The 21623-nt window shown below is 72.1% G+C and carries 22 protein-coding genes; 14 read left to right on the forward strand and 8 right to left on the reverse strand.

Annotated elements, in window-relative coordinates; all coding sequences use genetic code 11:
* Window positions 1-158 precede the first annotated feature (158 nt).
* From ACZ6KF_RS07535 to ACZ6KF_RS07545, 3 genes are all read left to right on the forward strand, one after another.
* The gene (locus ACZ6KF_RS07535) at window positions 159-1214 is read left to right on the forward strand and encodes an LCP family protein (RefSeq protein WP_356627462.1); all 1056 of its coding nucleotides are present in this window, start codon (window positions 159-161) and stop codon (window positions 1212-1214) included.
* Between the two features lie 136 nt (window positions 1215-1350).
* Complete coding sequence (locus ACZ6KF_RS07540) at window positions 1351-1707, forward strand: YciI family protein (protein WP_356627461.1); 357 nt, start codon at window positions 1351-1353, stop codon at window positions 1705-1707.
* A gap of 101 nt (window positions 1708-1808) precedes the next feature.
* Entirely contained in the window at window positions 1809-3200 is a 1392-nt protein-coding gene (locus tag ACZ6KF_RS07545) for an RNA polymerase sigma factor (RefSeq protein ID WP_469237674.1), read from the forward strand.
* Here ACZ6KF_RS07545 and ACZ6KF_RS07550 read toward each other — a convergent pair.
* Entirely contained in the window at window positions 3133-4320 is a 1188-nt protein-coding gene (locus ACZ6KF_RS07550; RefSeq protein ID WP_469237676.1) for a THUMP-like domain-containing protein, read from the reverse strand. The two genes, ACZ6KF_RS07545 and ACZ6KF_RS07550, sit on opposite strands and share 68 nt — an antisense overlap.
* A 90-nt stretch (window positions 4321-4410) precedes the next feature.
* Between ACZ6KF_RS07550 and ACZ6KF_RS07555 the strand changes: the two genes are divergently transcribed.
* The 4 genes from ACZ6KF_RS07555 to groL all read left to right on the forward strand — a co-directional run bounded on the left by ACZ6KF_RS07555 (window position 4411) and on the right by groL (window position 8382).
* Window positions 4411-5352 carry a polysaccharide deacetylase family protein gene (locus ACZ6KF_RS07555; RefSeq protein ID WP_356627458.1) on the forward strand — a complete coding sequence of 314 codons (942 nt, stop codon included), beginning with the start codon at window positions 4411-4413 and terminating at the stop codon, window positions 5350-5352.
* Window positions 5349-6050 carry a polysaccharide deacetylase family protein gene (locus tag ACZ6KF_RS07560; RefSeq protein ID WP_356627457.1) on the forward strand — a complete coding sequence of 234 codons (702 nt, stop codon included), beginning with the start codon at window positions 5349-5351 and terminating at the stop codon, window positions 6048-6050. The genes ACZ6KF_RS07555 and ACZ6KF_RS07560 overlap by 4 nt, the downstream gene beginning before the upstream one ends.
* A gap of 267 nt (window positions 6051-6317) precedes the next feature.
* The gene (gene groES, locus ACZ6KF_RS07565) at window positions 6318-6626 is read left to right on the forward strand and encodes a co-chaperone GroES (RefSeq protein WP_014178834.1); all 309 of its coding nucleotides are present in this window, start codon (window positions 6318-6320) and stop codon (window positions 6624-6626) included.
* Between the two features lie 127 nt (window positions 6627-6753).
* Entirely contained in the window at window positions 6754-8382 is a 1629-nt protein-coding gene (gene groL / locus ACZ6KF_RS07570; RefSeq protein WP_356627456.1) for a chaperonin GroEL, read from the forward strand.
* Window positions 8383-8671: 289 nt separating this feature from the next.
* Here the strand turns inward: groL and ACZ6KF_RS07575 are convergent, their stop codons facing one another.
* A complete protein-coding gene (locus ACZ6KF_RS07575) occupies window positions 8672-9037 on the reverse strand; it encodes an NYN domain-containing protein (protein ID WP_356627455.1) in 366 nt (121 codons plus the stop codon).
* Window positions 9038-9240: 203 nt separating this feature from the next.
* On the opposite strand from ACZ6KF_RS07575, the gene ACZ6KF_RS07580 reads away from it, so the two are divergent.
* The gene (locus ACZ6KF_RS07580; RefSeq protein ID WP_469176215.1) at window positions 9241-10083 is read left to right on the forward strand and encodes a helix-turn-helix domain-containing protein; all 843 of its coding nucleotides are present in this window, start codon (window positions 9241-9243) and stop codon (window positions 10081-10083) included.
* Window positions 10080-10286 carry a DUF397 domain-containing protein gene (locus ACZ6KF_RS07585; RefSeq protein WP_469237678.1) on the forward strand — a complete coding sequence of 69 codons (207 nt, stop codon included), beginning with the start codon at window positions 10080-10082 and terminating at the stop codon, window positions 10284-10286. The genes ACZ6KF_RS07580 and ACZ6KF_RS07585 overlap by 4 nt, the downstream gene beginning before the upstream one ends.
* 79 nt (window positions 10287-10365) lie before the next feature.
* Here the strand turns inward: ACZ6KF_RS07585 and ACZ6KF_RS07590 are convergent, their stop codons facing one another.
* From ACZ6KF_RS07590 to ACZ6KF_RS07600, 3 genes are all read right to left on the reverse strand, one after another.
* On the reverse strand, window positions 10366-11226 hold the full coding sequence (locus ACZ6KF_RS07590) for an alpha/beta fold hydrolase (protein ID WP_356627452.1): 861 nt from the start codon (window positions 11224-11226) through the stop codon (window positions 10366-10368).
* 186 nt (window positions 11227-11412) lie between these two features.
* A complete protein-coding gene (locus ACZ6KF_RS07595; RefSeq protein WP_469237680.1) occupies window positions 11413-12120 on the reverse strand; it encodes an ester cyclase in 708 nt (235 codons plus the stop codon).
* Window positions 12121-12192: 72 nt separating this feature from the next.
* The gene (locus ACZ6KF_RS07600) at window positions 12193-12966 is read right to left on the reverse strand and encodes an SDR family NAD(P)-dependent oxidoreductase (protein ID WP_356627450.1); all 774 of its coding nucleotides are present in this window, start codon (window positions 12964-12966) and stop codon (window positions 12193-12195) included.
* A 39-nt stretch (window positions 12967-13005) separates the two neighbouring features.
* Between ACZ6KF_RS07600 and ACZ6KF_RS07605 the strand changes: the two genes are divergently transcribed.
* A complete protein-coding gene (locus tag ACZ6KF_RS07605; RefSeq protein WP_469237681.1) occupies window positions 13006-13935 on the forward strand; it encodes a LysR family transcriptional regulator in 930 nt (309 codons plus the stop codon).
* A 267-nt stretch (window positions 13936-14202) separates the two neighbouring features.
* Here the strand turns inward: ACZ6KF_RS07605 and ACZ6KF_RS07610 are convergent, their stop codons facing one another.
* Window positions 14203-14532: a WhiB family transcriptional regulator gene (locus ACZ6KF_RS07610; RefSeq protein WP_356627448.1), complete on the reverse strand. Its 330-nt coding sequence runs from the start codon at window positions 14530-14532 to the stop codon at window positions 14203-14205.
* 381 nt (window positions 14533-14913) lie between these two features.
* Between ACZ6KF_RS07610 and ACZ6KF_RS07615 the strand changes: the two genes are divergently transcribed.
* The 4 genes from ACZ6KF_RS07615 to ACZ6KF_RS07630 all read left to right on the forward strand — a co-directional run bounded on the left by ACZ6KF_RS07615 (window position 14914) and on the right by ACZ6KF_RS07630 (window position 19479).
* Window positions 14914-15525, forward strand: coding sequence for a response regulator transcription factor (locus ACZ6KF_RS07615; RefSeq protein WP_003948568.1), 612 nt, complete (start codon window positions 14914-14916; stop codon window positions 15523-15525).
* A 459-nt stretch (window positions 15526-15984) separates the two neighbouring features.
* The gene (locus tag ACZ6KF_RS07620) at window positions 15985-16575 is read left to right on the forward strand and encodes a sigma-70 family RNA polymerase sigma factor (RefSeq protein ID WP_356627447.1); all 591 of its coding nucleotides are present in this window, start codon (window positions 15985-15987) and stop codon (window positions 16573-16575) included.
* 166 nt (window positions 16576-16741) lie between these two features.
* Window positions 16742-18250, forward strand: coding sequence for an IMP dehydrogenase (gene guaB, locus ACZ6KF_RS07625; RefSeq protein ID WP_469237683.1), 1509 nt, complete (start codon window positions 16742-16744; stop codon window positions 18248-18250).
* Between the two features lie 104 nt (window positions 18251-18354).
* Window positions 18355-19479, forward strand: a complete 1125-nt coding sequence (locus tag ACZ6KF_RS07630) for a GuaB3 family IMP dehydrogenase-related protein (protein WP_356627445.1) — start codon at window positions 18355-18357, stop codon at window positions 19477-19479.
* A gap of 92 nt (window positions 19480-19571) precedes the next feature.
* Here the strand turns inward: ACZ6KF_RS07630 and ACZ6KF_RS07635 are convergent, their stop codons facing one another.
* Window positions 19572-20123 (reverse strand): hypothetical protein, encoded by a 552-nt coding sequence (locus ACZ6KF_RS07635; RefSeq protein WP_469157509.1) that lies wholly within the window; start codon window positions 20121-20123, stop codon window positions 19572-19574.
* A 129-nt stretch (window positions 20124-20252) separates the two neighbouring features.
* Window positions 20253-21461, reverse strand: coding sequence for a nucleotide sugar dehydrogenase (locus tag ACZ6KF_RS07640; protein WP_356627443.1), 1209 nt, complete (start codon window positions 21459-21461; stop codon window positions 20253-20255).
* Window positions 21462-21623: the final 162 nt, after the last annotated feature.

The raw sequence follows: 21623 nt of genomic DNA on the forward strand, positions 1-21623 counted from the left end.
CCACGGTGACCCTGGGCTGAGGGCGGCCCCGGGACGGGACGAGAACCGCCTTCGCACCGCCCTCGCACCGGCCGTCGAATGAAGTTGAATATGAGATTTTCCGAAGAAAAGACGGCCCGGCATCCCCGCCCGTAATAATTCGGACTTACGTTCCTCATGTGAAGGGACGTGACGAACACGGGGGCGAGGGCGGGACGGTGGGCCGGCGGCCGGGACTCCTGAAGGCCGCCGGCCTCTCCCTGGCCGGCGTGCTGGTGCTGGGCGCCGCGGCCGGCGGCTGGATCTACTGGCGGCTCAACGACAACATCACCAGCGTCGACATCAACAGCGCCCTCGGCGACGACCGTCCGCCGAGGCCCGTGATCACGCCGGCCGCGACCTCCTCGGCCACCCCCTCGCCGGTCCCCGGCGAGGCCCTGAACATCCTGGTGCTGGGCTCCGACTCCCGCAGCGGCGCCGAGAACCGGGCCCTCGGCGGCGGCGACAGCACCGGCGCGCGCTCCGACACGGCGATGGTCGTGCACCTCGACCCCGGACGCACCGGGGCGACCGTCGTCAGCATCCCCCGCGACACCCTGGTCACCCGCCCGTCCTGCCCGCTGGAGTCCGGCGGGGCGACGCGGCCGGCCCAGCACGCGATGTTCAACAGCGCCTACGCGGTGGGCGGCCCGGTGTGCGCGGTGAAGACCGTCGAGACGATGACCGGCGTCCGCATGGACCACTACATCGAGATCGACTTCGCGGGGTTCGCCCGGCTGGTCGACTCCCTCGGCGGCGTCACCGTCACCCTCGACCGGGCGATCGACGACGACCTGAGCCACCTGCACCTCGACGCGGGCACGCACCGCCTGGACGGCGAGCAGGCCCTCGGCCTCGCCCGCACCCGGCACGGCATCGGCGACGGCAGCGACCTGGGCCGCATAGGCCTCCAGCACCGGCTGGTGCGGGCCCTGCTGGAGCAGATCGCCGCGACCAGCCTGTTCACCGACCCGGCCCGGCTCTACCAGGTCGCCGACGCGGTCACCGGCAGCCTCACCACCGACACCGGCCTGGACTCGCTGGGCGAGCTGGTGGGCCTCGGGGAGAGTCTGCGGGATCTGCCGGCGCAGGCCGTGGAGACGGTGACGATGCCGGTGGTCCCGGCGCCCTGGGACGCCAACCGGGTGGTGGCGGACGAGCCGGAGGCGGGGGAGCTGTGGGAGGCGCTGCGGTAGGGGGTGAGGGGGCCGCGGCGGCCCGGCGAAAAAATCCTCGGGGAATTCCGGGGCGGGTGTCGATCCGGGCGTGCCCCGTTCGACGCAGGGGTGAGAGGCGGGGAACGGAGCCCGCCCCCACCCTGAAGGAGTCACCATGCCCCGTTTCCTCATGCTCATCGAGCTGGACGAGAACAGCATCGCCCCCGGGGTCCCCAGCCCCGAGGTCCACCGGCGGATGGGAGAACTGCTGGAGGAGATGACCAGGGCCGGCGTGCTGCTCGACACCGCCGGGCTGCAGCCGTCCGCGCAGGGCACCCGGGTCCGCACGGAAGGCGGCCGGATCACCGTCGTCGACGGGCCGTTCACGGAGACCAAGGAGGTCGTCGGCGGCTACGCGTTCCTGCAGTGCAAGGACAAGGCGGAGGCCGTCGAGTGGTCCAGGCGGTTCCTGGCCGCGCACGGCGAGGAGCTGACGTTCCAGCTGGAGGTGCGGGAGGTCGAGGAGGGCTGAGCCTACGGCGCCCGCCGACCCCGCCCGTGCCCGGCCGCCGTGCCGCCCCGGCCCCGTTCCTCCTTTGCCGGGGCCGCCGTACGGGTGTCGAATGGGGGGCTGTGAGGTCACCGCAGCCGTCACCACGGCCCCCCGACGACGACCCGCCCGGCACGGCCGCCGCCGCTGCGGCCGACGTCCGCCGCAGTGTCGAGGCCGTCTTCCGGATCGAGTCGCCCCGCGTCATCGCCGCCGTCGCCCGTGTGGTCCGGGACGTCGGCATCGCCGAGGAACTGGCCCAGGACGCCCTCGTCGCCGCCCTGGAGCGGTGGCCGCGCGACGGCGTCCCGGACAACCCCGGCGCCTGGCTCACGGCCACCGCCCGCAACCGCGCCGTCGACCTGGTCCGCCGCCGGGAGACCTACGCCCGCAAGCTCACCGAGATGGGCCGCGGCCTGGAGCCCGCGCCGCCGCCGGAGGAGCCCGCCGACCCCGAGGACATCGACGACGACCTGCTGCGGCTGGTCTTCACCGCCTGTCACCCGGTGCTGTCCCCGCAGGCCCGCACCGCGCTCACCCTCCGGCTGCTCGGCGGCCTCACCACCGCCGAGATCGCCCGGGCCTTCCTCGTGCCGGAGCCGACCGTCGCCCAGCGTATCGTGCGCGCCAAACGCACCCTGGCCGCGAAGAACGCCGCCTTCGAGGTGCCGTACGGCCCCGATCGCGAGGCCCGTGTCGGCTCCGTCCTCGACGTGATCTACCTGATCTTCAACGAGGGCTACTCCGCCACCGCCGGCGACGACCTGCTGCGCCCCGGCCTGTGCGAGGACGCCCTGCGCCTGGCCCGCGTGCTGTCCGGCCTGATGCCGAAGGAGCCCGAGGTGCACGGGCTGGCCGCGCTGCTGGAGTTCCAGGCCTCCCGCACCGCCGCCCGCACCGGCCCCGACGGCGCGCCGGTCCTGCTGAAGGACCAGAACCGCGCCCGCTGGAACCGCCTGTTCATCGCGCGCGGCGTCGCCGCCCTGGAACGCGCGGGAGCCACCGCCTCCGGCCCGCCCGGCCCGTACGTCCTCCAGGCCGCCATCGCCGCCTGCCACGCCCACGCGCCCGCCTACGAGGACACCGACTGGGCGCGGATCGCCACCCTCTACGGGATGCTCGCCGCCCGCGCGCCCTCCCCGGTCGTGGAACTGAACCGCGCGGTCGCCGTCTCGATGGCCGAGGGCCCGGCGCGCGGCCTGGAGATCGTCGACGCCCTGACCGCCGAGCCCGCCCTGCGCGGCTACCACCTGCTGCCGAGCATCCGCGGCGACCTGCTGGCCCGCCTCGGCCGTACGGCCCAGGCGCGCGCGGAGTTCGAGCGGGCCGCGGCGCTGGCCGGGAACGAGCGGGAGCGCGAGTGGCTGCGGGCACGCGCGCGTGCGGTGGCGGCCGACCCGGAGGCACCTACAGGGGCCGCTGGGCCTGCGCGGGGTGCCCCAGGAGCATCGCCGGGGCGCCCGCGACGCGGGTGAGGAACACGGTCGCGGAGTGCGGGCCGTGGCCCTTCGGCAGCACCTTCCTGCGCAGTTCCTCCGGCTCCACGGCCGAACCCCGCTTCTTCACGGTGAGCACGCCGACCTCCCGCTCCCGCAGCAGCGCCTTGAGCCGCTTCACGTTGAAGGGCAGCCGGTCGGTGATCTCGTAGGCGGTCGCGTAGGGGGTGGGGCGCAGTTCGTCGGCGGTGACGTAGGCGATGGTCTCGTCGATGAGGCCGCCGTCGAGGTCCTCGGCCGCCTCGGCGACCAGGTGGGCGCGGACGACGGCGCCGTCGGGCTCGTAGAGGTAGCGGCCGACGGGGCGCACGGGCGGGTCGGGCAGTGCGCGGGAGCGCAGGGAGCGCGGGCCGGGCAGGAGGGTGGCGCGGATCAGCCCCGGCTCGGTGCCGAACCACAGCACCGCCTCCTTCACGTCCCCGCCGTCCGAGATCCACTCCGCCTCGGCGGCGTCGGGGACGGCCTCGTGCGGGATGCCGGGGGCGACCTTCAGCGCGGCGTGCGGGGCAGCGGCGGCGGCCCGGACGGCCCAGGACAGCGGGGGCGAGTAGGCCTCCGGGTCGAAGATCCGCCCACGCCCGCCGCGCCGCGCCGGGTCCACGAACACGGCGTCGTACGGGGCCGTGTCGACCTCGGTGACGTCGGCCTCGCGCACCTCGATCAGGTCGGCGAGCCCCAGCGCCTCGGCGTTGGCCCGCGCCGCCGCGGCCGTCAGCGGGTCCCGGTCGACGGCGAGCACCCGGATGCCCGCCCGCGCGAGGGCGATCGCGTCGCTCCCGATCCCGCAGCACAGGTCGGCGACGGAGGTCACGCCCAGCTCCCTCATCCGGCCCGCCCGGTACGCGGCCACGCTCGCCCGCGTCGACTGCTCCACCCCGTTGGGCGTGAAGAACATCCGCCCGGCGTCCTCCGCCCCGAACTTCGCCGCCGCCCGCTGCCGCAGCCGCGCCTGCCCGAGCGCCGCCGACACCAGCTCGGCGGGGTGCTCGCGCCGCAGCCGGGTGGCGACGGCGAGTTCCTGTGCGGGGTCCGTGCCGCGCACCTCGTCGAGGAGGGCACGGCCTTCGGGGGTCAGCAGCGGGGCGAGAAGGTCGGTCACCGGGTCATTGTCGGCCAGTCGGTGGATGGTGCGCCTCCGGCGGCGGTGTCGGGCGGGTGCCGGGGGCGGCGGCTGCGAGGATCCGACGGCATGGGAGTAGTCGTACAAAATGACAAAAAGAGGGCACGGCGTACGGCGGTGAGGGCCGCGATCGCCGCCTTCGCCGGCGCGGCCATCGCCGCCGGCTGCGCGCCCGGAGGCGCCGGGGACGCCGAGGTGGGCCCGGCCCCCGCCCCGGGCCGGCAGGCGCCCCTGAAGGCCCCGCCCGCCCGCGCGCTCGACGCCTACGCGGGCCGCCTCCAGGCCGAGCACACGGTCCGCGCGGCCGCCGCCAGGCGCTGGAACCTGAAACGCGTCCCCCTGCGCGCCCCCGCGCCCCCGGCCAGGAAGCCGCTGATCAGGACCCGCGAGGGCTTCGAGGTCGACGACCACCGCGAGCTGAACCTGCCGCCGGTCTTCACCACCGTCCCCACCGACCGCAAGGTCGTCTTCCTCACCATCGACGACGGCGCGGAGAAGGACCCCGAGTTCCTGCGCATGATGCGCGAACTGCGCGTCCCCTACAGCGCCTTCCTCAGCGACTACCTGGTCAAGGAGGACTACGGCTACTTCAAGCGGATGCAGTCCGGCGGCGTCGCCCTGCACAACCACACCCTGCGCCACCCCTACCTGCCCGGACTGTCGTACGCCGAGCAGAAGCGCGAGATCTGCGGCATGCAGGACGTCATCGAGAAGCGCTACGGCAAGCGCCCCGCCCTCTTCCGCCCGCCCTTCGGCAACTACAACCGGGACACCCTGCGCGCCGCCAAGTCCTGCGGCATCACCCACGTCCCCCTTTGGAACGAGGAGGTCTTCGCCGACCGCTGGGACTACCGCGAATGGGACCGCCGGCTGCGCCCGGGCGACATCGTCCTCAGCCACTTCCGGGGCCGCGACGACTGGAAGGGCACCATGCCCGACATGATCCGCCGCTTCCTCGACAAGGTCACGGCCGAGGGCTACGCGGTGGGCCGCCTGGAGGACTACCTGTGAGCCACCGCCGGCGGGCGGCCGTGCTGCTCCTGGCCCTCCTGTGCGGCTGCACCCAGCCCGTCGCCCCCGACGGCCGCCCCGCGCGCGGCGACCACCCGGCGGGCCACCGGCGCCTGCCCCCGGTGGTCGACCACGTCCCCACCCGCGATCCGGTCGTCTTCCTGACCTACGACGACGGCGCGGAGAAGGACCCCCGCTTCGTCGCCATGGTCCGCGAACTGCGGCTGCCCGTCAGCATGTTCCTCACGGACAGCGTCGTGGGCCCGGGCTACGCCCACTTCGCCCGCCTGCGCGCGGTCGGCGCGACCCTCCAGAACCACACCCTCGACCACACCGCCCTGCGCGGCCTGCCCTACGCCGGCCAGCGCGCCGAGATCTGCGGCCAGCAACGCAAACTCCGCGCCCGCTTCGGCGTCCGACCGCACCTCTTCCGCCCGCCGCACGGCGCCTACGACCGCACCACCCTGCGCGCGGCGGCCGACTGCGGCATCACGGCGGTCGTCCTGTGGCGCGCCACGATGCCGTCCGACACCCTGGCCTTCCGCTCCGCCCCGGCCCGCCTCCGCCCCGGCGACGTCGTCACCCTCCCGTCGGCGGACGCCGCGTCCCCGCCCCTGCACGAACGCACCAGATCGCTTCTGCGCGAGATCCGGAGGGCGGGGCTGAGGGTGGCCCGCCTGGAGGACTACGTGAGGTGACACCGAAGGCGGCCTCCAGGTCGACGCGAGCGCGAACGCAGGGCGTCCGAGAAGCCGTCGGTCGCCCGGGAACCCCGCGACGCGCCGCACGGCATTGGCACTCCGCTTGACCGAGTGCTAACCGCAGTCATAGTCTCAGGTCTGGCACTCCCCCCAGGAGAGTGCCAACAACGCGACGGGCAGGTCCGGCACCCGCGACGACGGATCGACCTGGTCGCCACCTCAGACAGTTAACCCCGTGAGATCTCCGAAGGGGGAGGTCGGATCGTGACGACCGCCAGCTCCAAGGTTGCCATCAAGCCGCTCGAGGACCGCATTGTGGTCCAGCCGCTGGACGCCGAGCAGACCACGGCCTCTGGCCTGGTCATTCCGGACACCGCCAAGGAGAAGCCCCAGGAGGGCGTCGTCCTGGCCGTGGGCCCGGGCCGCTTCGAGGACGGCAACCGCCTTCCGCTCGACGTCTCCGTCGGCGACGTCGTGCTCTACAGCAAGTACGGCGGCACCGAGGTGAAGTACAACGGCGAGGAGTACCTCGTCCTCTCGGCCCGCGACGTGCTCGCGATCATCGAGAAGTAGTTCACCCGGCACCACCCGAGGCACCTTTGCTTCCAGCTGCGCCCCTGGCCCCCCGCGACCCATAAGAAGCCGGGCGCCCGGGGCGCAGTTTCTTTACCCCTGACTTTCCGAGAGGGCTCCCGCTGCCATGGCGAAGATCCTGAAGTTCGACGAGGACGCCCGTCGCGCCCTCGAGCGCGGCGTCAACAAGCTCGCCGACACGGTGAAGGTGACGATCGGCCCCAAGGGCCGCAACGTCGTCATCGACAAGAAGTTCGGCGCTCCCACCATCACCAACGACGGTGTCACGATCGCCCGCGAGGTCGAGATCGAGGACCCGTACGAGAACCTCGGCGCCCAGCTCGTCAAGGAGGTGGCGACCAAGACCAACGACATCGCGGGCGACGGCACCACCACCGCCACGGTCCTGGCCCAGGCGCTGGTCCGCGAGGGCCTGAAGAACGTCGCCGCGGGCGCCTCCCCGGCCGCCCTGAAGAAGGGCATCGACGCCGCCGTCAAGGCGGTCTCGGACGACCTGCTCGCCTCGGCCCGCCCGATCGACGAGAAGTCCGACATCGCCGCCGTGGCCGCGCTGTCCGCCCAGGACCAGCAGGTCGGCGAGCTGATCGCCGAGGCGATGGACAAGGTCGGCAAGGACGGCGTCATCACCGTCGAGGAGTCCAACACCTTCGGTCTGGAGCTGGACTTCACCGAGGGCATGGCCTTCGACAAGGGCTACCTGTCGCCGTACTTCGTGACGGACCAGGAGCGCATGGAGGCCGTCCTCGACGAGCCGTACATCCTCATCCACCAGGGCAAGATCTCCGCCATCGCGGACCTCCTGCCGCTGCTGGAGAAGATCATCCAGACGAACGCCTCCAAGCCGCTGCTGATCATCGCCGAGGACGTCGAGGGCGAGGCCCTCTCCACCCTCGTGGTGAACAAGATCCGCGGCACCTTCAACGCCACCGCCGTCAAGGCCCCCGGCTTCGGCGACCGCCGCAAGGCGATGCTGCAGGACATGGCGGTCCTCACCGGCGCCACGGTCATCTCCGAGGAGGTCGGCCTCAAGCTCGACCAGGTCGGTCTGGACGTGCTCGGCACCGCCCGCCGCGTCACCGTCACCAAGGACGACACCACGATCGTCGACGGCGCCGGCAAGTCCGAGGACGTGCAGGGCCGCGTCGCGCAGATCAAGGCCGAGATCGAGAACACCGACTCCGACTGGGACCGCGAGAAGCTCCAGGAGCGCCTCGCGAAGCTGGCCGGCGGCGTGTGCGTGATCAAGGTCGGCGCCGCCACCGAGGTGGAGCTGAAGGAGAAGAAGCACCGTCTGGAGGACGCCATCTCCGCGACCCGCGCCGCGGTCGAGGAGGGCATCGTCTCCGGTGGCGGTTCCGCGCTGGTCCACGCCGTCAAGATCCTCGAGGGCAACCTCGGCAAGACCGGCGACGAGGCCACCGGCGTCTCCGTGGTCCGCAAGGCGGCCGTCGAGCCGCTGCGCTGGATCGCCGAGAACGCCGGCCTGGAGGGCTACGTCATCACCTCCAAGGTCGCCGAGCTGGACAAGGGCCAGGGCTTCAACGCCGCGACCGGCGAGTACGGCGACCTGATCAAGGCCGGCGTCATCGACCCGGTCAAGGTCACCCGCTCCGCCCTGGAGAACGCCGCCTCCATCGCCTCCCTCCTCCTGACGACCGAGACCCTGGTCGTCGAGAAGAAGGAAGAGGAGCCGGCCGACGCGGGCCACGGCCACAGCCACGGCCACTCGCACTGACGCTCACCGTTCACCGGTAGTGGTGGACGTCGGCCCGGCGCCCCAGGACTCCGGGGGCGCCGGGCTTCGTCATGTCCCGCCGCGCACCGCGCTCTCCGCACGAGCGGCGGCGCGGTTCCCTGTCGGGCGGGTCGCCCCGCGTGACCGCCCGGAGCGGGGGCTGCGCACCGTACCGCTTGGTAGGGCTCTACTGATCTGTCAGCTTGGTCGAGAACCCCCTGCTCGTCGCGGCGAGCAGGCGCGAGGCCCGCCACGGAGACATGGCGGGCCTCTGCTCTTGCCGGGTGTCTCAGACCCACTCCTTGGGCCGGCGCACCTCCCTGCCGTTGCCCAGCGGCACGGGGTCGGGCAACTGCGAGTCCCGAGCGGCGCCCGCCCGGATCGGCTTCATGAACGACGGCTCGACCTGTCGCAACCACCGGCTCGGCCGGTCGAACGGGTTGAGGATGCCGATGTCCACGCCGAACTCCTCCTTGACCATGCGCAGCGGCTCGCACAGATCGCTGTCATTGCTGACCAGCACGACCAGGTCGCAGTCCTTGCGGAAGGCGTCCCGGAGCATGTGCGCGGCGATGTGGACGTCGGTCCCCTTCTCCTCCGTCTTGATCACCTCGGCCGTGTTCGGGCCGCCCGGCGGCGGCTGCGCCAGGCGCATCCGGGTCGTGGACTGCAGGAACCTGCCGTAGTGGATGGAGGCACAACGGAGTAGACGAATATCCGGCGGCAGGCATGGGCGACCGTCCCGGGCTGCGTTCACCCGTACGAATCAACCTGCCGGATTCCGCGGGCCGTTGACGCGGCGGCGGCCTAGTCTCCCGCCACGGAGAGTGATGGTCCGACGGCAAGGGACGGCACGGCATGGACGTGGGTGCGGACTCGGGTGTGGGCGAGGCGGAGCCGGACGCGAGCGCGCTTTTTCTGCGCTGCTTCGGCCGCCAGATGAAGCTGCTGCGCGAAGCGGCCGGGCTCACGCGGGCGCAGTTGGGCGAGCGGGTCGGGTACAGCGAGGCGCAGATCGCGGCCGTGGAACAGGGGAGGCGGATCCCGAAGCCCGAACTCATCGACGCGGTGGACCGGGAGGTCGGGGCACGGGGCGTGCTGGTGGTGATGAAGGAGGAGGTGGACCGGGCCCGGTACCCGACGTTCTTCCGCCGCTACGTACAGCTGGAGGCCGAGGCGGTCGAGCTGCACGCCTACGACAGCCATGTGATCAAGGGCCTGTTGCAGACCGAGGAGTACGCGCGGGCGGTCTTCTCCATGTGGCGCCCGCTGCTGGACGAGGAGGTCGTGGAACAGCGTGTCGCCGCGCGCATGGAGCGCAAGCGGCTCTTCGAGCGGCGCCCCGCACCGCTGCTCAGCTTCGTCATCGAGGAGCACGTCCTGCGCCGGCCCCTCGGCGGCCGCGAGGTCCTCCGCGGTCAGCTGGAACAACTCCTCGTGTACGGGCACCAGCGCAACGTCGAGCTGCAGATCATGCCGACGGACCGCGAGGAACATGCGGGACTCGGCGGGCCCTTCACATTGATCCACTCGGAGAAGCAGCGCAGGATGGCGTACATGGAGATGCAGGACTCGAGCGTCCTGCACTCCGTGCCAGGGAAGGTCGGCCCGCTGGAGGCGACGTACGGCGTTCTGCGAGCGCAGGCGCTGACTCCCCGGGAGTCCCTGGCCTTCATCGAGAAGCTGTTGGGAGAGCTATGAAGGCAAGCAGCACCAAGTCTGCCGCTGACGGGCTGAGTTGGTTCAAGAGCAGCTACAGCTCAGGCAGCGGCGGCGACTGCGTCGAGGTCGCGGACGCCGGTACGGCCGTCGTGGTCAGGGACTCCAAGCAGCCGGAGAGGGCGCTTCTTTCCGTCGGCGTCGACGGATGGACCGCGTTCGTCAGGATGGCCGCGCGCGGCTGACACGACGATGGAGGGGCGGACGGCGACCAGCCGCCCGCCCCTCGACGTCCACCGAGGACACAGGGGACCCTTGCCGACGTCACCCGGCGAAGAAGCCCGCAAGGGAGGACGCGAGTGCTTCGGGGGCTTCTTCGGCCACATGGTGGCCGGCATCGATGCCGTGGCCGCGTACGTCCGGGGCCCACTGGCGCCAGATCTTCACCGGGTCGCCGTACAGGTCCTCGAGGTCGTCGCGGAGCGACCAGAGGATCAGTGCCGGGCACCGGATCCGTGTCCCGGCGGCGCGGTCCTCCTCCTCGTGCCGCCGGTCAATGGTGAGGCCGGCCCGGTAGTCCTCCAGCATCGCCCGCACCACGGCGGGATTTCTCGTCGCCGTGCGCCACTCGTCGTAATTCTCCTGCCCCATGCTCCGGGGATCGCCGTGGTACCAGCTGTCCGGATCGGCGTTGATGACCCGCTCGGGGATGTCCGGCTGGGCGAAGAAGAACCAGTGCCACCACTGCGTGGCGAACTCGGCCGTGATGCGGGACAGGTGTTCCGTGAGAGGCAGACAGTCGATCAGGGCCACCCGCGAGACGGCGTCGGGGCGGTCGAGCGCGAGACGCAGCGCGACACTGCCTCCGCGGTCGTGCCCGGCGAGCGCGAACCGGGCATGGCCCAGGGAGCGCATCACCTCGACCACGTCGCCGGCGACGGCCCGCTTGGAGTACCCCGCGTGGTCCGCGGTGGGCGCCGGACCCGTGGACCGGCCGTACCCCCGAAGATCGGGACAGACGACGGTGAAACCGCGCCGGACGAGCAGCGGAGCGACGCGATGCCAGGTCGCGGACGTCCGGGGATGACCGTGCAGCAGCACCACCGGCGGTCCTTCCCCACCGTGGCGAACGAAGATCGACGCCCCATCGACGGCAACCCGATCGGTCTCGAAGCCCTCGAACACAGCCCGACCCTCCCCACCCTCACCGGCACAGCGCCCACGGCACCCATCGGCCCGGGACAAGCCCTCCACTCCTGCTGCCCCGCAAGGTGCCGTGGACACCACTTCCCGATGCGCGACGGCGACCCACTGCCGGCGGGCCGGGGCTCTGTCGGGAACCGGTGGCCTGCCCCGGTTTCCGCCCCTCTCCTATCGCTCCAGCCCTTCCAAAGCCCCCAGTTGGCCCATCAGCCCCAGCCGGTCGTACTCCCACCACGCCTCGGTGATCAGGCCGTCGCCGGCGCAGCGGAAGATGGTCGTGCCGGTCATGGTGGCCTCGCGGCCCGTGGGCGGGATGCCGAGGAAGTCGCCCTTGTGGGTGCCCTTCCAGAACCAGCGGGCGCACACGCGGTCGCCCTGGGCGATCAGGTCCTCGACGGAGAACGTGAAGTCGAAGGCCGACCGCCAGCCCTCCATCTCGCGCCGCATCGCCTCGCGGCCGACGGTGTCCTGCTCGTTGGCCGGGTCGTGGTCGTGGTAGTGGTCGGCGACCAGGTCGTCCATCGGCGGCAGCTCGCCCGCCGTGGCGATCACCTCGAAGAACCGCCGCACCGTGAGCGCGTAGAGCTGTTCGTCGCGCACCACGTCCAGATCGGTGAACGTGGGCATCTCCTCGCAGAGCGCGACCATCTCCCGGAAGATCCGGTCGGTCTCCGGCAGGTTGGAGTTGCGCATCGCCTCCTCGTACGAGGGGAACTCCACGATCTCGATGAAGTGCGACGCGTCGGACCGGTCCTTTCCGATCACGCTGTGCGTCGCGGTGCGCTTGCCCCTGGTCTGTTCCACCCAGGTGTCCATCAGCCGGTTCATCTCGTCGAACCGGCTGGTCTTGCAGTCGATGACCTGTACGAATGTCATGGTGCCGCCTCCGGCCCCCCTGGGTCCGGTCGAACAGCCCCATTGTCCTACTCCGGGCCCGGCCCGCGACCGCTACTGCGGCCCGTACTTGCGCCCCGTCCGCGACGAGATGCCGCCCAGCAGGCCCCGCGGCACGACCTTCACCACGCCCATCAGCGCCTTGTACCGCGGGTCGGGAATCGACACCGTCTTCCCGCGCGCCAGATCCGCCAGCGCCGCGGCGACGAGCTTGTCGGCGTCCAGCCACATCCAGCCCGGGATGTTGTCCGTGCCCATCCCGGCCCGCCGGTGGAACTCCGTGCGCACGAAGCCCGGGCACAGCGCCATCAGCCGCACCCCGCTGCCCGCCAGGTCCCGCGCCACGCCCTGGGTGAACTGCACGACCCACGCCTTCGACGCCCCGTACGTGCCGCGCGGCACGAACGCCGCGACCGAGGCGACGTTCACCACACCGCCGCGCCCCCGCTCGCGCATCGCCTCCGCCGCCGCCGAGGTCAGCCGCAGCACCGCCTCGCAGTGCACCTTCAGCATCCGCAGCTCGTCGGCCATGGTCACGTCGAGGAAACGGCCCTTGTTGCCGAAGCCCGCGTTGTTGATCAGCAGGTCGACCGGGCTGCGGCGGTCGCCCAGCCGGGCCGCCACCGCCTCGATGCCCTCGTCCGTGGCCAGGTCCGCGGTCAGCACCTCCGCCTCGACGCCGTGCCGGTCGTGCAGCTCGGTGGCCTGCTCGCGCAGCCGCTTGGTGTCCCTGGCCACCAGCACCAGGTCGTGCCCGTCAGCCGCGAGCCGCCGTGCGAAGGCGGCGCCGATCCCCGCGGTCGATCCCGTAATCAGAGCCGTTGTCATGGGCCAAGGGTAGTGACCGGGGTCTCGTAGGCTCGAGGGGTGATCGAAGCCCGTCATCTCCGTGTGCTGCGCGCCGTCGCCGCGACCGGTTCCTTCTCGGCGGCCGGACGCGAGCTGGGCTGCACCCAGCCCGCCGTCAGCCAGCAGATGAAGGCCCTGGAGGCGTCCGTCGGCACCCCGCTGCTCGTCCGTACCGGCCGCGAGATGCGCCTCACCCAGGCGGGCGAGGCCCTCGTGCGGCACGCCTCCGGCATCCTCGCCGGGCTCACCGCCGCCGAGGAGGAGGTCGCCGCCATCGCCGGGCTGCGCGCCGGCCGGGTGCGGCTGGTGTCCTTCCCCAGCGGCAGCTCCACGCTGGTGCCGGCCGCGCTCGCCGCCCTGCGCGCCGCGCACCCCGGAACCCGGGTCTCGCTGGAGGAGGCCGAACCGCCCGCGTCGGTGACGATGCTGCGGGACGGGGACTGCGACATCGCGCTCGCGTTCCGCTACGAGGGCGCGGGTGGCGCGCCGGGCGCGCCGGGCGCGGGGGAGACCGCTGCGGACGAGTGGGAGGACCTCGTCGTACGGCCGCTGCTCGTCGACCGGCTGGTGGGGATGGTGCCCGAACGGCACCCGCTCGCCGAGGCCGGGACCGTGGCCATCGGGGAACTCGCAGGCGAGCCGTGGATCGCCGGCTGCCCGCGCTGCCGCGGCCAGTTGGTGGAGGTGTGCGCCCGCGCGGGGTTCACGCCCCGCATCGACTTCGCGACCGACGACTACCCGGCGGTCGTCGGACTGGTGGGCGCGGGACTCGGGGTGGCCGTGCTGCCCCAGCTCGCCGTCGAGTCGGTACGGCCGCGCGGGGCGTGTGCGCTCACGCTGGAACCGGCCGTACGGCGGGAGATCGTCGCCCTCACCCTGCCCGACCTGGCCCGGGTGCCGGCGGTCGCGGCCACCCTGGACGAGCTGGCGCGGGCCGCCGCGCGCTGACCGGCGTCGGCTGTGTCATCGGGGCCGTCCTGATCGTGTGTGGTTCACCGTGCGTGGTTTCACCGTGTCCGGTTCAGTGCGTGGTTCGCGTGCGTTCGCGTGCGTGGTCCACCGTCCGTCGTCGGCTGTCCGACGGCGAGGTGGCCCGTCCTGTGCTGCGCGCTATCGACGTGTTCCGCCGTGCCGGCGTCCGGCGTCGATGCGGAAAGTCGATGCGCAAAGTCGATTCGGGAAGTTGATGCGGGAAGTTGATGCAGAAACGTTCCTTCAGTCGTTCGAGGCGGCTGTTCCCCCGGTGGGCGACGCCGACACCAGACGGTGCCTGGCCCGCCCCATGAGCTCCTCGCGCTCGTCCTCGGTCAGCCCGCCCCAGACGCCGTACGGCTCGCGCACCGCCAGCGCGTGCGCGGCGCACTGCGCGCGGACCGGGCACCTCATGCAGACCTCTTTGGCCGAGTTCTCGCGAGCGCTCCGAGCCGCCCCGCGCTCGCCCTCCGGATGGAAGAAGAGCGAGCTGTCCACCCCGCGGCACGCAGCCAGGAGCTGCCAGTCCCACAGGTCCGCGTTCGGTCCGGGAAGGCGGGAGAAATCTGCCATTGCGTGACCCCTTGCAGCCGTGCTGAGCGGATACGGTGCCCACGACCGTACAACTACGATCTAAGGAGATGAAAATATGACTCATTGCGAATCTAGCCTCAGACACCAGTGGATGGGAAGAAATGGGTCTGAATGGGGCATGGGTTGTGATGAAAGGTTGAGGGTCCGATGCGCGTGTCTGCACCGTGTGCGGCCCCTCACGTAGAGTGCCGAAGACGGTGTACAGCCCCGTAACTCTTTCGAGTGACCGTCGTTGAGAGTGCGGAGGCGGTTGAGAACTCAAACGCTCGGGCAGCCGTCCGAGCCGGTCGACCGCACAGGTGACGATTCCGTACCAGCCTGGAGGCTCAAGGTGACGCGCATCAGCTGCGGAGGGCGGCCATGACTTCCGTCCTCGTCTGCGACGACTCCCCGCTTGCCCGAGAGGCGCTCCGTCGCGCGGTCGCGACCGTGCCCGGCGTCGAGCGTGTGACGACGGCGGCCAACGGCGAGGAAGTCCTCCGCCGCTGGGGCGCCGACCGGTCCGACCTCATCCTGATGGACGTGCGCATGCCCGGACTGGGCGGCGTCGAGACCGTGCGGCGCCTGCTGTCCGCCGACCCCGGCGCCCGCATCATCATGCTCACCGTCGCCGAGGACCTGGACGGCGTGGCCCTCGCGGTGGCCGCCGGCGCCCGCGGCTACCTGCACAAGGACGCCTCGCGCGCCGAGCTGCGCGCCACGGTGACGCAGGCGCTCGCCGACCCGACCTGGCGGCTCGCCCCGCGCCGGCTGCGCTCCGCCGAGATGGGCGCCGCCCCGACGCTCACCGCGCGGGAGATCCAGGTGCTGGAGGGCATGAGCCACGGCCGCTCCAACGCCGAGATCGGCCGTGAGCTGTTCCTCTCCGAGGACACCGTCAAGACCCACGCCCGCCGCCTCTTCAAGAAGCTCGGCGCCTCGGACCGTGCGCACGCGGTGGCGCTCGGCTTCCGGTGGGGCCTGGTGCGCTGAGGGCCGTCGTCCGGATCATGCCGCGGACACGGGGTCCGGTCCGACATTCCCCTCCGCCTTGCGGCTGCACACCGGGTCCCGCTCGCCGGGGCCGGTAGGGAGCCCGGCTCCCGCGGCCCGCTCCGGAAGGGAGCCGAGGCTCCCGCGCCCGTTCCGGACGGAATCGGAGCCCCACGGCCCGCTCCGGACGAACGGCACGCGCCGGCCGGCCGTAGGACGCGGGCCGCGCCCCAGGTGGGGCGCGGTCTTGGGTGGCCCGTGCCAGGGTCCGTCGGGTACCCGCTGCTCGTTTCGCGGCGGATGCCGCATCCTTGAGGTGTGGAGTTCCTCGGGGACGAGTCGGTCGAGCGGAAGGGGAGGGCGCAGGGGATGAGTTCCGGCGCACCTGCTCATAACGCTTCGGTGCACAACAACGGAGGCGGTGCCGCGGAGCAGTCGGCCGCAGGGCACCATGGGCCGATGCGTGACGACGAGGCGGCGGCCACGGCCCCAGGCCCTTTCGGCGCGCTCGTCCACCGCGCGGTCGACGGAGACGAGCAGGCGACGCACGACCTGCTCGCCCATGTCCATCCCCTGGCGCTGCGCTACTGCCGTACACGCCTGTCCCGGCTCCCCGGCGACGCGCGCCACTTCGTCGAGGACCTCGCCCAGGAGGTCTGCGTCGCCGTCCTCCTCGCCCTGCCGCGCTACCGGGACACCGGGCGCCCCTTCGAGGCGTTCGTCTTCGCGATCGCCGCGCACAAGGTGGCCGACCTCCAGCGGGCGGCGATGCGGCACCCGGGCTCCACGGCGGTGCCCTCGGACGAGATGCCGGAGCGGCCCGACGACTCGCTGGGCCCCGAGGAGCGGGCGCTGCTCAGCAGCGACGCCGAATGGGCCAAGAAACTGCTGGCCAACCTCCCCGAGAACCAGCGCGAGCTGCTGCTGCTGCGCATCGCGGTGGGCCTCACGGCCGAGGAGACGGGCCAGATGTTGGGAATGTCACCCGGGGCCGTGCGGGTTGCACAGCACAGGGCGCTGAGCCGGCTGCGCGCGCTGGCCGAACAGTAGGAAGACGGCGGCGATGCGCCGGGTTCGCCCGGTCCGCCGGACGAACGGACCGAGCCGTCGTACGAACACACGAAGGCGGACGCCGCCCGCGACCGTGGAATGGGACACCTCCGCTTCCCGTTAGCATGGGCGTCCGCACCGAGCAAGGCCATTTGGGGAAGGTGTCATGACTGCCAACGTCGACGGAGTGCCCGACAAATTCGCGACCCTCGGGCTGACCTACGACGACGTGCTGCTGCTGCCGGGCCCGTCGGACATGGCACCCGACGAGATCGACACCGCCTCGTACGTCTCCAAGAACGTGCGGGTGAACATCCCGCTGCTGTCCGCCGCCATGGACAAGGTCACCGAGTCGCGCATGGCGATCGCGATGGCCCGCCAGGGCGGCGTCGGCGTCCTGCACCGCAACCTGTCCATCGAGGACCAGGCCAACCAGGTCGACCTGGTGAAGCGGTCCGAGTCAGGCATGGTCACCGACCCGATCACCATCCACCCCGACGCCACGCTCGCCGAGGCGGACGCGCTGTGCGCCAAGTTCCGCATCAGCGGCGTCCCGGTCACCGACGGCGACAAGAAGCTGCTCGGCATCGTCACCAACCGCGACATGGCCTTCGAGACCGACCGCACCCGCCGGGTGCGCGAGGTCATGACGCCGATGCCGCTGGTCACCGGCAAGGTCGGGATCTCCGGCACGGACGCCGTGGAACTGCTGCGCAAGCACAAGATCGAGAAGCTGCCGCTGGTCGACGACGACGGCGTCCTCAAGGGCCTGATCACGGTCAAGGACTTCGTCAAGGCCGAGAAGTACCCGAACGCCGCCAAGGACGCCGAGGGCCGCCTCATCGTCGGCGCGGCGGTCGGCGTGGCCGGCGACGCCTACGAGCGCGCCCAGGCACTGATCGAGGCCGGCGTCGACTTCATCGTCGTGGACACCGCGCACGGCCACTCCCGGCTGGTCGGCGACATGGTCGCCAAGATCAAGTCCAACTCCGCCGGCGTCGACGTCATCGGCGGCAACGTCGCCACCCGCGACGGCGCCCAGGCCCTGGTCGACGCGGGCGCGGACGGCATCAAGGTGGGCGTGGGCCCCGGCTCGATCTGCACGACCCGCGTGGTCGCCGGCGTCGGCGTCCCCCAGGTCACCGCCATCTACGAGGCCGCCCTCGCCGCCCGCGCGGCCGGCGTCCCGGTGATCGGCGACGGTGGTCTGCAGTACTCCGGCGACATCGCCAAGGCCCTCGTCGCGGGCGCCGACACGGTGATGCTCGGCTCCCTGCTCGCGGGCTGCGAGGAGTCGCCGGGCGAGCTGATGTTCATCAACGGCAAGCAGTTCAAGTCGTACCGCGGCATGGGCTCGCTCGGGGCCATGCAGTCCCGCGGCGACCGCAAGTCGTTCTCCAAGGACCGCTACTTCCAGGAGGGCGTCGCCTCCGACGAGCAGCTCGTCCCCGAGGGCATCGAGGGCCAGGTGCCCTACCGCGGCCCGCTCTCCTCGGTCGTCCACCAGCTGGTCGGCGGTCTGCGCCAGTCGATGTTCTACGTCGGCGGCCGGGCCGTGCCGGAGCTGCAGGCGAACGGGCGGTTCGTGCGGATCACCTCCGCGGGCCTGAAGGAGAGCCACCCGCACGACATCCAGATGACCGTAGAGGCGCCGAACTACAGCCGTCACAAGTAACCCGCGCGCGTCGTCAGGGCGGTCCCGGAGGCTCCGGGGCCGCCCTCGCCGTGCCCGTCGGGGATACTGGAAGGCGCTGAAACGCAACAGGAAAGGCCACAGACGTGACTGAGATCGAGATCGGGCGCGGCAAGCGCGGCCGCCGGGCGTACGCCTTCGACGACATCGCCGTCGTCCCCAGCCGCCGTACGCGGGACCCGAAGGAGGTCTCGATCGCCTGGCAGATCGACGCCTACCGATTCGAGCTGCCCTTCCTGGCCGCTCCCATGGACTCGGTCGTCTCCCCGGCCACCGCGATCCGCATCGGCGAGCTGGGCGGCCTCGGCGTCCTGAACCTCGAGGGCCTGTGGACGCGCTACGAGGACCCGCAGCCGCTCCTGGACGAGATCGCCGAGCTGCCCGCCGAGGCCGCCACCCGCCGTCTCCAGGAGGTCTACGCGGCCCCGATCAAGGAGGAGCTGATCGGGCAGCGGCTCAAGGAGGTGCGCGACGCGGGCGTGGTCACCGCCGCCGCGCTCTCCCCGCAGCGCACCGCGCAGTTCTCCAAGGCCGTGGTGGACGCGGGCGTGGACATCTTCGTCATCCGCGGCACCACCGTCTCGGCGGAGCACGTCTCGTCCTCGCACGAGCCGCTGAACCTGAAGCAGTTCATCTACGAGCTGGACGTCCCGGTGATCGTCGGCGGCTGCGCCACCTACACCGCCGCCCTGCACCTGATGCGCACCGGCGCGGCCGGCGTCCTGGTCGGCTTCGGCGGCGGCGCGGCGCACACCACGCGCAACGTGCTCGGCATCCAGGTCCCGATGGCGACGGCGGTGGCGGACGTGGCTGCGGCCCGCCGGGACTACATGGACGAGTCGGGCGGCCGGTACGTGCACGTCATCGCGGACGGCGGGGTCGGCTGGTCCGGCGACCTGCCCAAGGCGATCGCCTGCGGCGCCGACGCGGTGATGATGGGCTCCCCGCTGGCCCGCGGCACCGACGCGCCGGGCCGGGGCCACCACTGGGGCATGGAGGCCGTCAACGAGGAGCTGCCGCGCGGCAAGAAGGTCGACCTCGGCACGGTCGGCACGATCGAGGAGATCCTCACCGGCCCGTCGCACACCCCGGACGGCTCGATGAACTTCTTCGGCGCCCTGCGCCGCGCCATGGCCACCACGGGCTACAGCGAGCTGAAGGAGTTCCAGCGCGTCGAGGTGACGGTGGCGGACTCGGTGCACCGGCGCTGACCCCGGAGCACCCGGGAAGCACCCAGGACATGCGCAAGGCCCTCGTCCCCGGCCCGGGGAACGAGGGCCTTGCGCATGCCGGCGCGCGCTGGTTACGCGGCGGCCTTCTTGGCGCCGGAGAACGCGGCGACCGCGCCGATGGCGAAGAACAGGAAGGACATCGCGTCCGCGGACTCCTTCCAGGCCTCGGTCAGGATGTCGAAGTGCTCGGTGAACATGGTCGTCGCGGAGACGCCCGCCAGGTCGCCGGCGATCATCGAGATGCCGATGAGCTGGCCCAGGTAGACGGCGCCGAGCGACAGCAGGGCGCTCACCACGGGCAGCACCGGGTTGGCCCCGCCGACCTTGCCGGCTCCGAAGCCGACGAGGAAGCCGACGCCGACCGCCGCGTAGCCGATCTCGTACTCGGTGGCGCCGACGATGGCGCCGTAGATCCCGGCCGTGACCAGGGCGACCACGACGGCGGTGACCACGCCGAGGGCGACGTTGCCGCGGGCGGGCGGGGCCGGCGGCAGCTGGCCGAACGGGTTGCCGTCGGCGGGCTGGGCCTGCTGCTGGGCGAACGGGTTGCCGTCGGTGGGCTGGGCCTGCTGCTGGGCGAACGGGTTGCCGTCGGTGGGCTGCGGCGGTATTGGCTGGGTCATGACAGGGTTCCCCCGAGAACTGGTGAACGAGCGGTGGTGCGCGCACGGTGTGTGCGCGAAGACGCCGAACAGTAGCAGGCGCCTCCGACAGGCGTGCCAGTCCAATTCCGGGGCACCGCGCGCGGCGGGTCACAGGCGGTGGGCGGCGCCCGTCGGGGTCGCGCCCCGGGTGTCCAGGAGCAGCTGCGCCTTCACGGACAGGCCCTGGAGGTCGTAGGTGCGGTGCTGCTGCAGAAGGATCGTCAGATCGGCGTCGGCCGCGGCCTCGTAGAGGGAGTCGGCGCGCGGGACCGGGCGGTCCAGGACGCTCCAGGACGGGATGTAGGGGTCGTGGTAGCTGACGGCCGCGCCCAGTTCCATCAGGCGGACGGCGATCTCCTGGGCGGGAGTGCCCTGCTGGTCGGCCAGGTCGGGCTTGTAGGTGACGCCGAGGAGCAGCACGCGCGCGCCGCGGGCCGACTTGCCGTGCTCGTTGAGCAGCGCCGCCGCGCGCTGGACGACGTAGCGGGGCATCTGCTCGTTGACCTGCCGGGCCAGTTCCACCATGCGCAGTCCGCGGCCCGCGCGGCCGGTGAGGTCCTGCGGGAGGGAGTGGCCGCCGACGCCGGGGCCGGGGCGGAAGGCCTGGAAGCCGAACGGCTTGGTCTCCGCGCAGCGGATGACGTCCCACAGGTCGACCCCCAGGTCGGCGCAGAGGACGGCCATCTCGTTGACGAGGGCGATGTTGACGTGCCGGTAGTTGGTCTCCAGCAGCTGCACGGTCTCCGCCTCCCGCGGTCCACGCGCGCGTACCACCTTGTCGGTGAGCCGGCCGTAGAAGGCGGCGGCCGACTCGGTGCAGGCGGGGGTGAGGCCGCCGATGACCTTGGGCGTGTTGGCCGGGGTGAAGTCGCGGTTGCCCGGGTCCACCCGGCTGGGGGAGTAGGCGAGGTGGAAGTCGCGGCCCGCGCGGAGGCCGGAGCCCTTCTCCAGCAGGGGGCGCAGGAACTCCTCGGTGGTGCCCGGGTACACCGGCGACTCCAGGATGACCGTGGTGTGCGGGCGCAGCCGGGCGGCCAGGGTGCGGGCGGCGGTCTCCACCTGGCCGAGGTCCAGCCCGCCGGTGGGGGTGCGGGGCGTCGGTGCGCAGATCACGGCGGTGCGCACCCGGCCGAGGTCGGCGGGGCCGGCGGCGTGCCGGAAGCCGCCCGAGACCATCCGGCGCAGTTCGGCGGGGCTGAGCGACCCGGGCTCGGGGCCGGTCTTGAAGCCGACGGTGGGGATGCCGGCGGCGACGGCGGCCTGGGCCAGCGGCAGGCCGAGCGGGCCGAGTCCGATGACGGCGAGATCTGCGGGCATGGCGTGGGCCGTCCTTCCCAGTAACCGAAGCGGGACAGGTGCGCAAGCCCTGTGGACAGTTCGGGCGAGCGCAATGTCAGACTAGGAGTAAATATGACCGATATGCGGGATTGATGGCGCGCGTTTCCGTGGAGTTGTCCACAGGCTGGGGGTGCGTGGTGG

Source organism: Streptomyces sp. NPDC046379, from assembly GCF_055587785.1.

Excerpts from the sequence above, each read along its gene's own strand:
- ACZ6KF_RS07610 (WP_356627448.1), bottom strand. The coding sequence starts at position 14,532 with ATGGCAGATTTCTCCCGCCTTCCCGGACCGAACGCGGACCTGTGGGAC.
- groL (WP_356627456.1), top strand. The coding sequence starts at position 6,754 with ATGGCGAAGATCCTGAAGTTCGACGAGGACGCCCGTCGCGCCCTCGAG.
- ACZ6KF_RS07620 (WP_356627447.1), top strand. The coding sequence starts at position 15,985 with ATGCGTGACGACGAGGCGGCGGCCACGGCCCCAGGCCCTTTCGGCGCG.
- guaB (WP_469237683.1), top strand. The coding sequence starts at position 16,742 with ATGACTGCCAACGTCGACGGAGTGCCCGACAAATTCGCGACCCTCGGG.
- ACZ6KF_RS07580 (WP_469176215.1), top strand. The coding sequence starts at position 9,241 with ATGGACGTGGGTGCGGACTCGGGTGTGGGCGAGGCGGAGCCGGACGCG.
- ACZ6KF_RS07555 (WP_356627458.1), top strand. The coding sequence starts at position 4,411 with ATGGGAGTAGTCGTACAAAATGACAAAAAGAGGGCACGGCGTACGGCG.
- ACZ6KF_RS07575 (WP_356627455.1), bottom strand. The coding sequence starts at position 9,037 with ATGCGCCTGGCGCAGCCGCCGCCGGGCGGCCCGAACACGGCCGAGGTG.
- ACZ6KF_RS07600 (WP_356627450.1), bottom strand. The coding sequence starts at position 12,966 with ATGACAACGGCTCTGATTACGGGATCGACCGCGGGGATCGGCGCCGCC.
- ACZ6KF_RS07540 (WP_356627461.1), top strand. The coding sequence starts at position 1,351 with ATGCCCCGTTTCCTCATGCTCATCGAGCTGGACGAGAACAGCATCGCC.
- ACZ6KF_RS07585 (WP_469237678.1), top strand. The coding sequence starts at position 10,080 with ATGAAGGCAAGCAGCACCAAGTCTGCCGCTGACGGGCTGAGTTGGTTC.
- ACZ6KF_RS07595 (WP_469237680.1), bottom strand. The coding sequence starts at position 12,120 with ATGACATTCGTACAGGTCATCGACTGCAAGACCAGCCGGTTCGACGAG.
- ACZ6KF_RS07635 (WP_469157509.1), bottom strand. The coding sequence starts at position 20,123 with ATGACCCAGCCAATACCGCCGCAGCCCACCGACGGCAACCCGTTCGCC.
- ACZ6KF_RS07615 (WP_003948568.1), top strand. The coding sequence starts at position 14,914 with ATGACTTCCGTCCTCGTCTGCGACGACTCCCCGCTTGCCCGAGAGGCG.
- ACZ6KF_RS07640 (WP_356627443.1), bottom strand. The coding sequence starts at position 21,461 with ATGCCCGCAGATCTCGCCGTCATCGGACTCGGCCCGCTCGGCCTGCCG.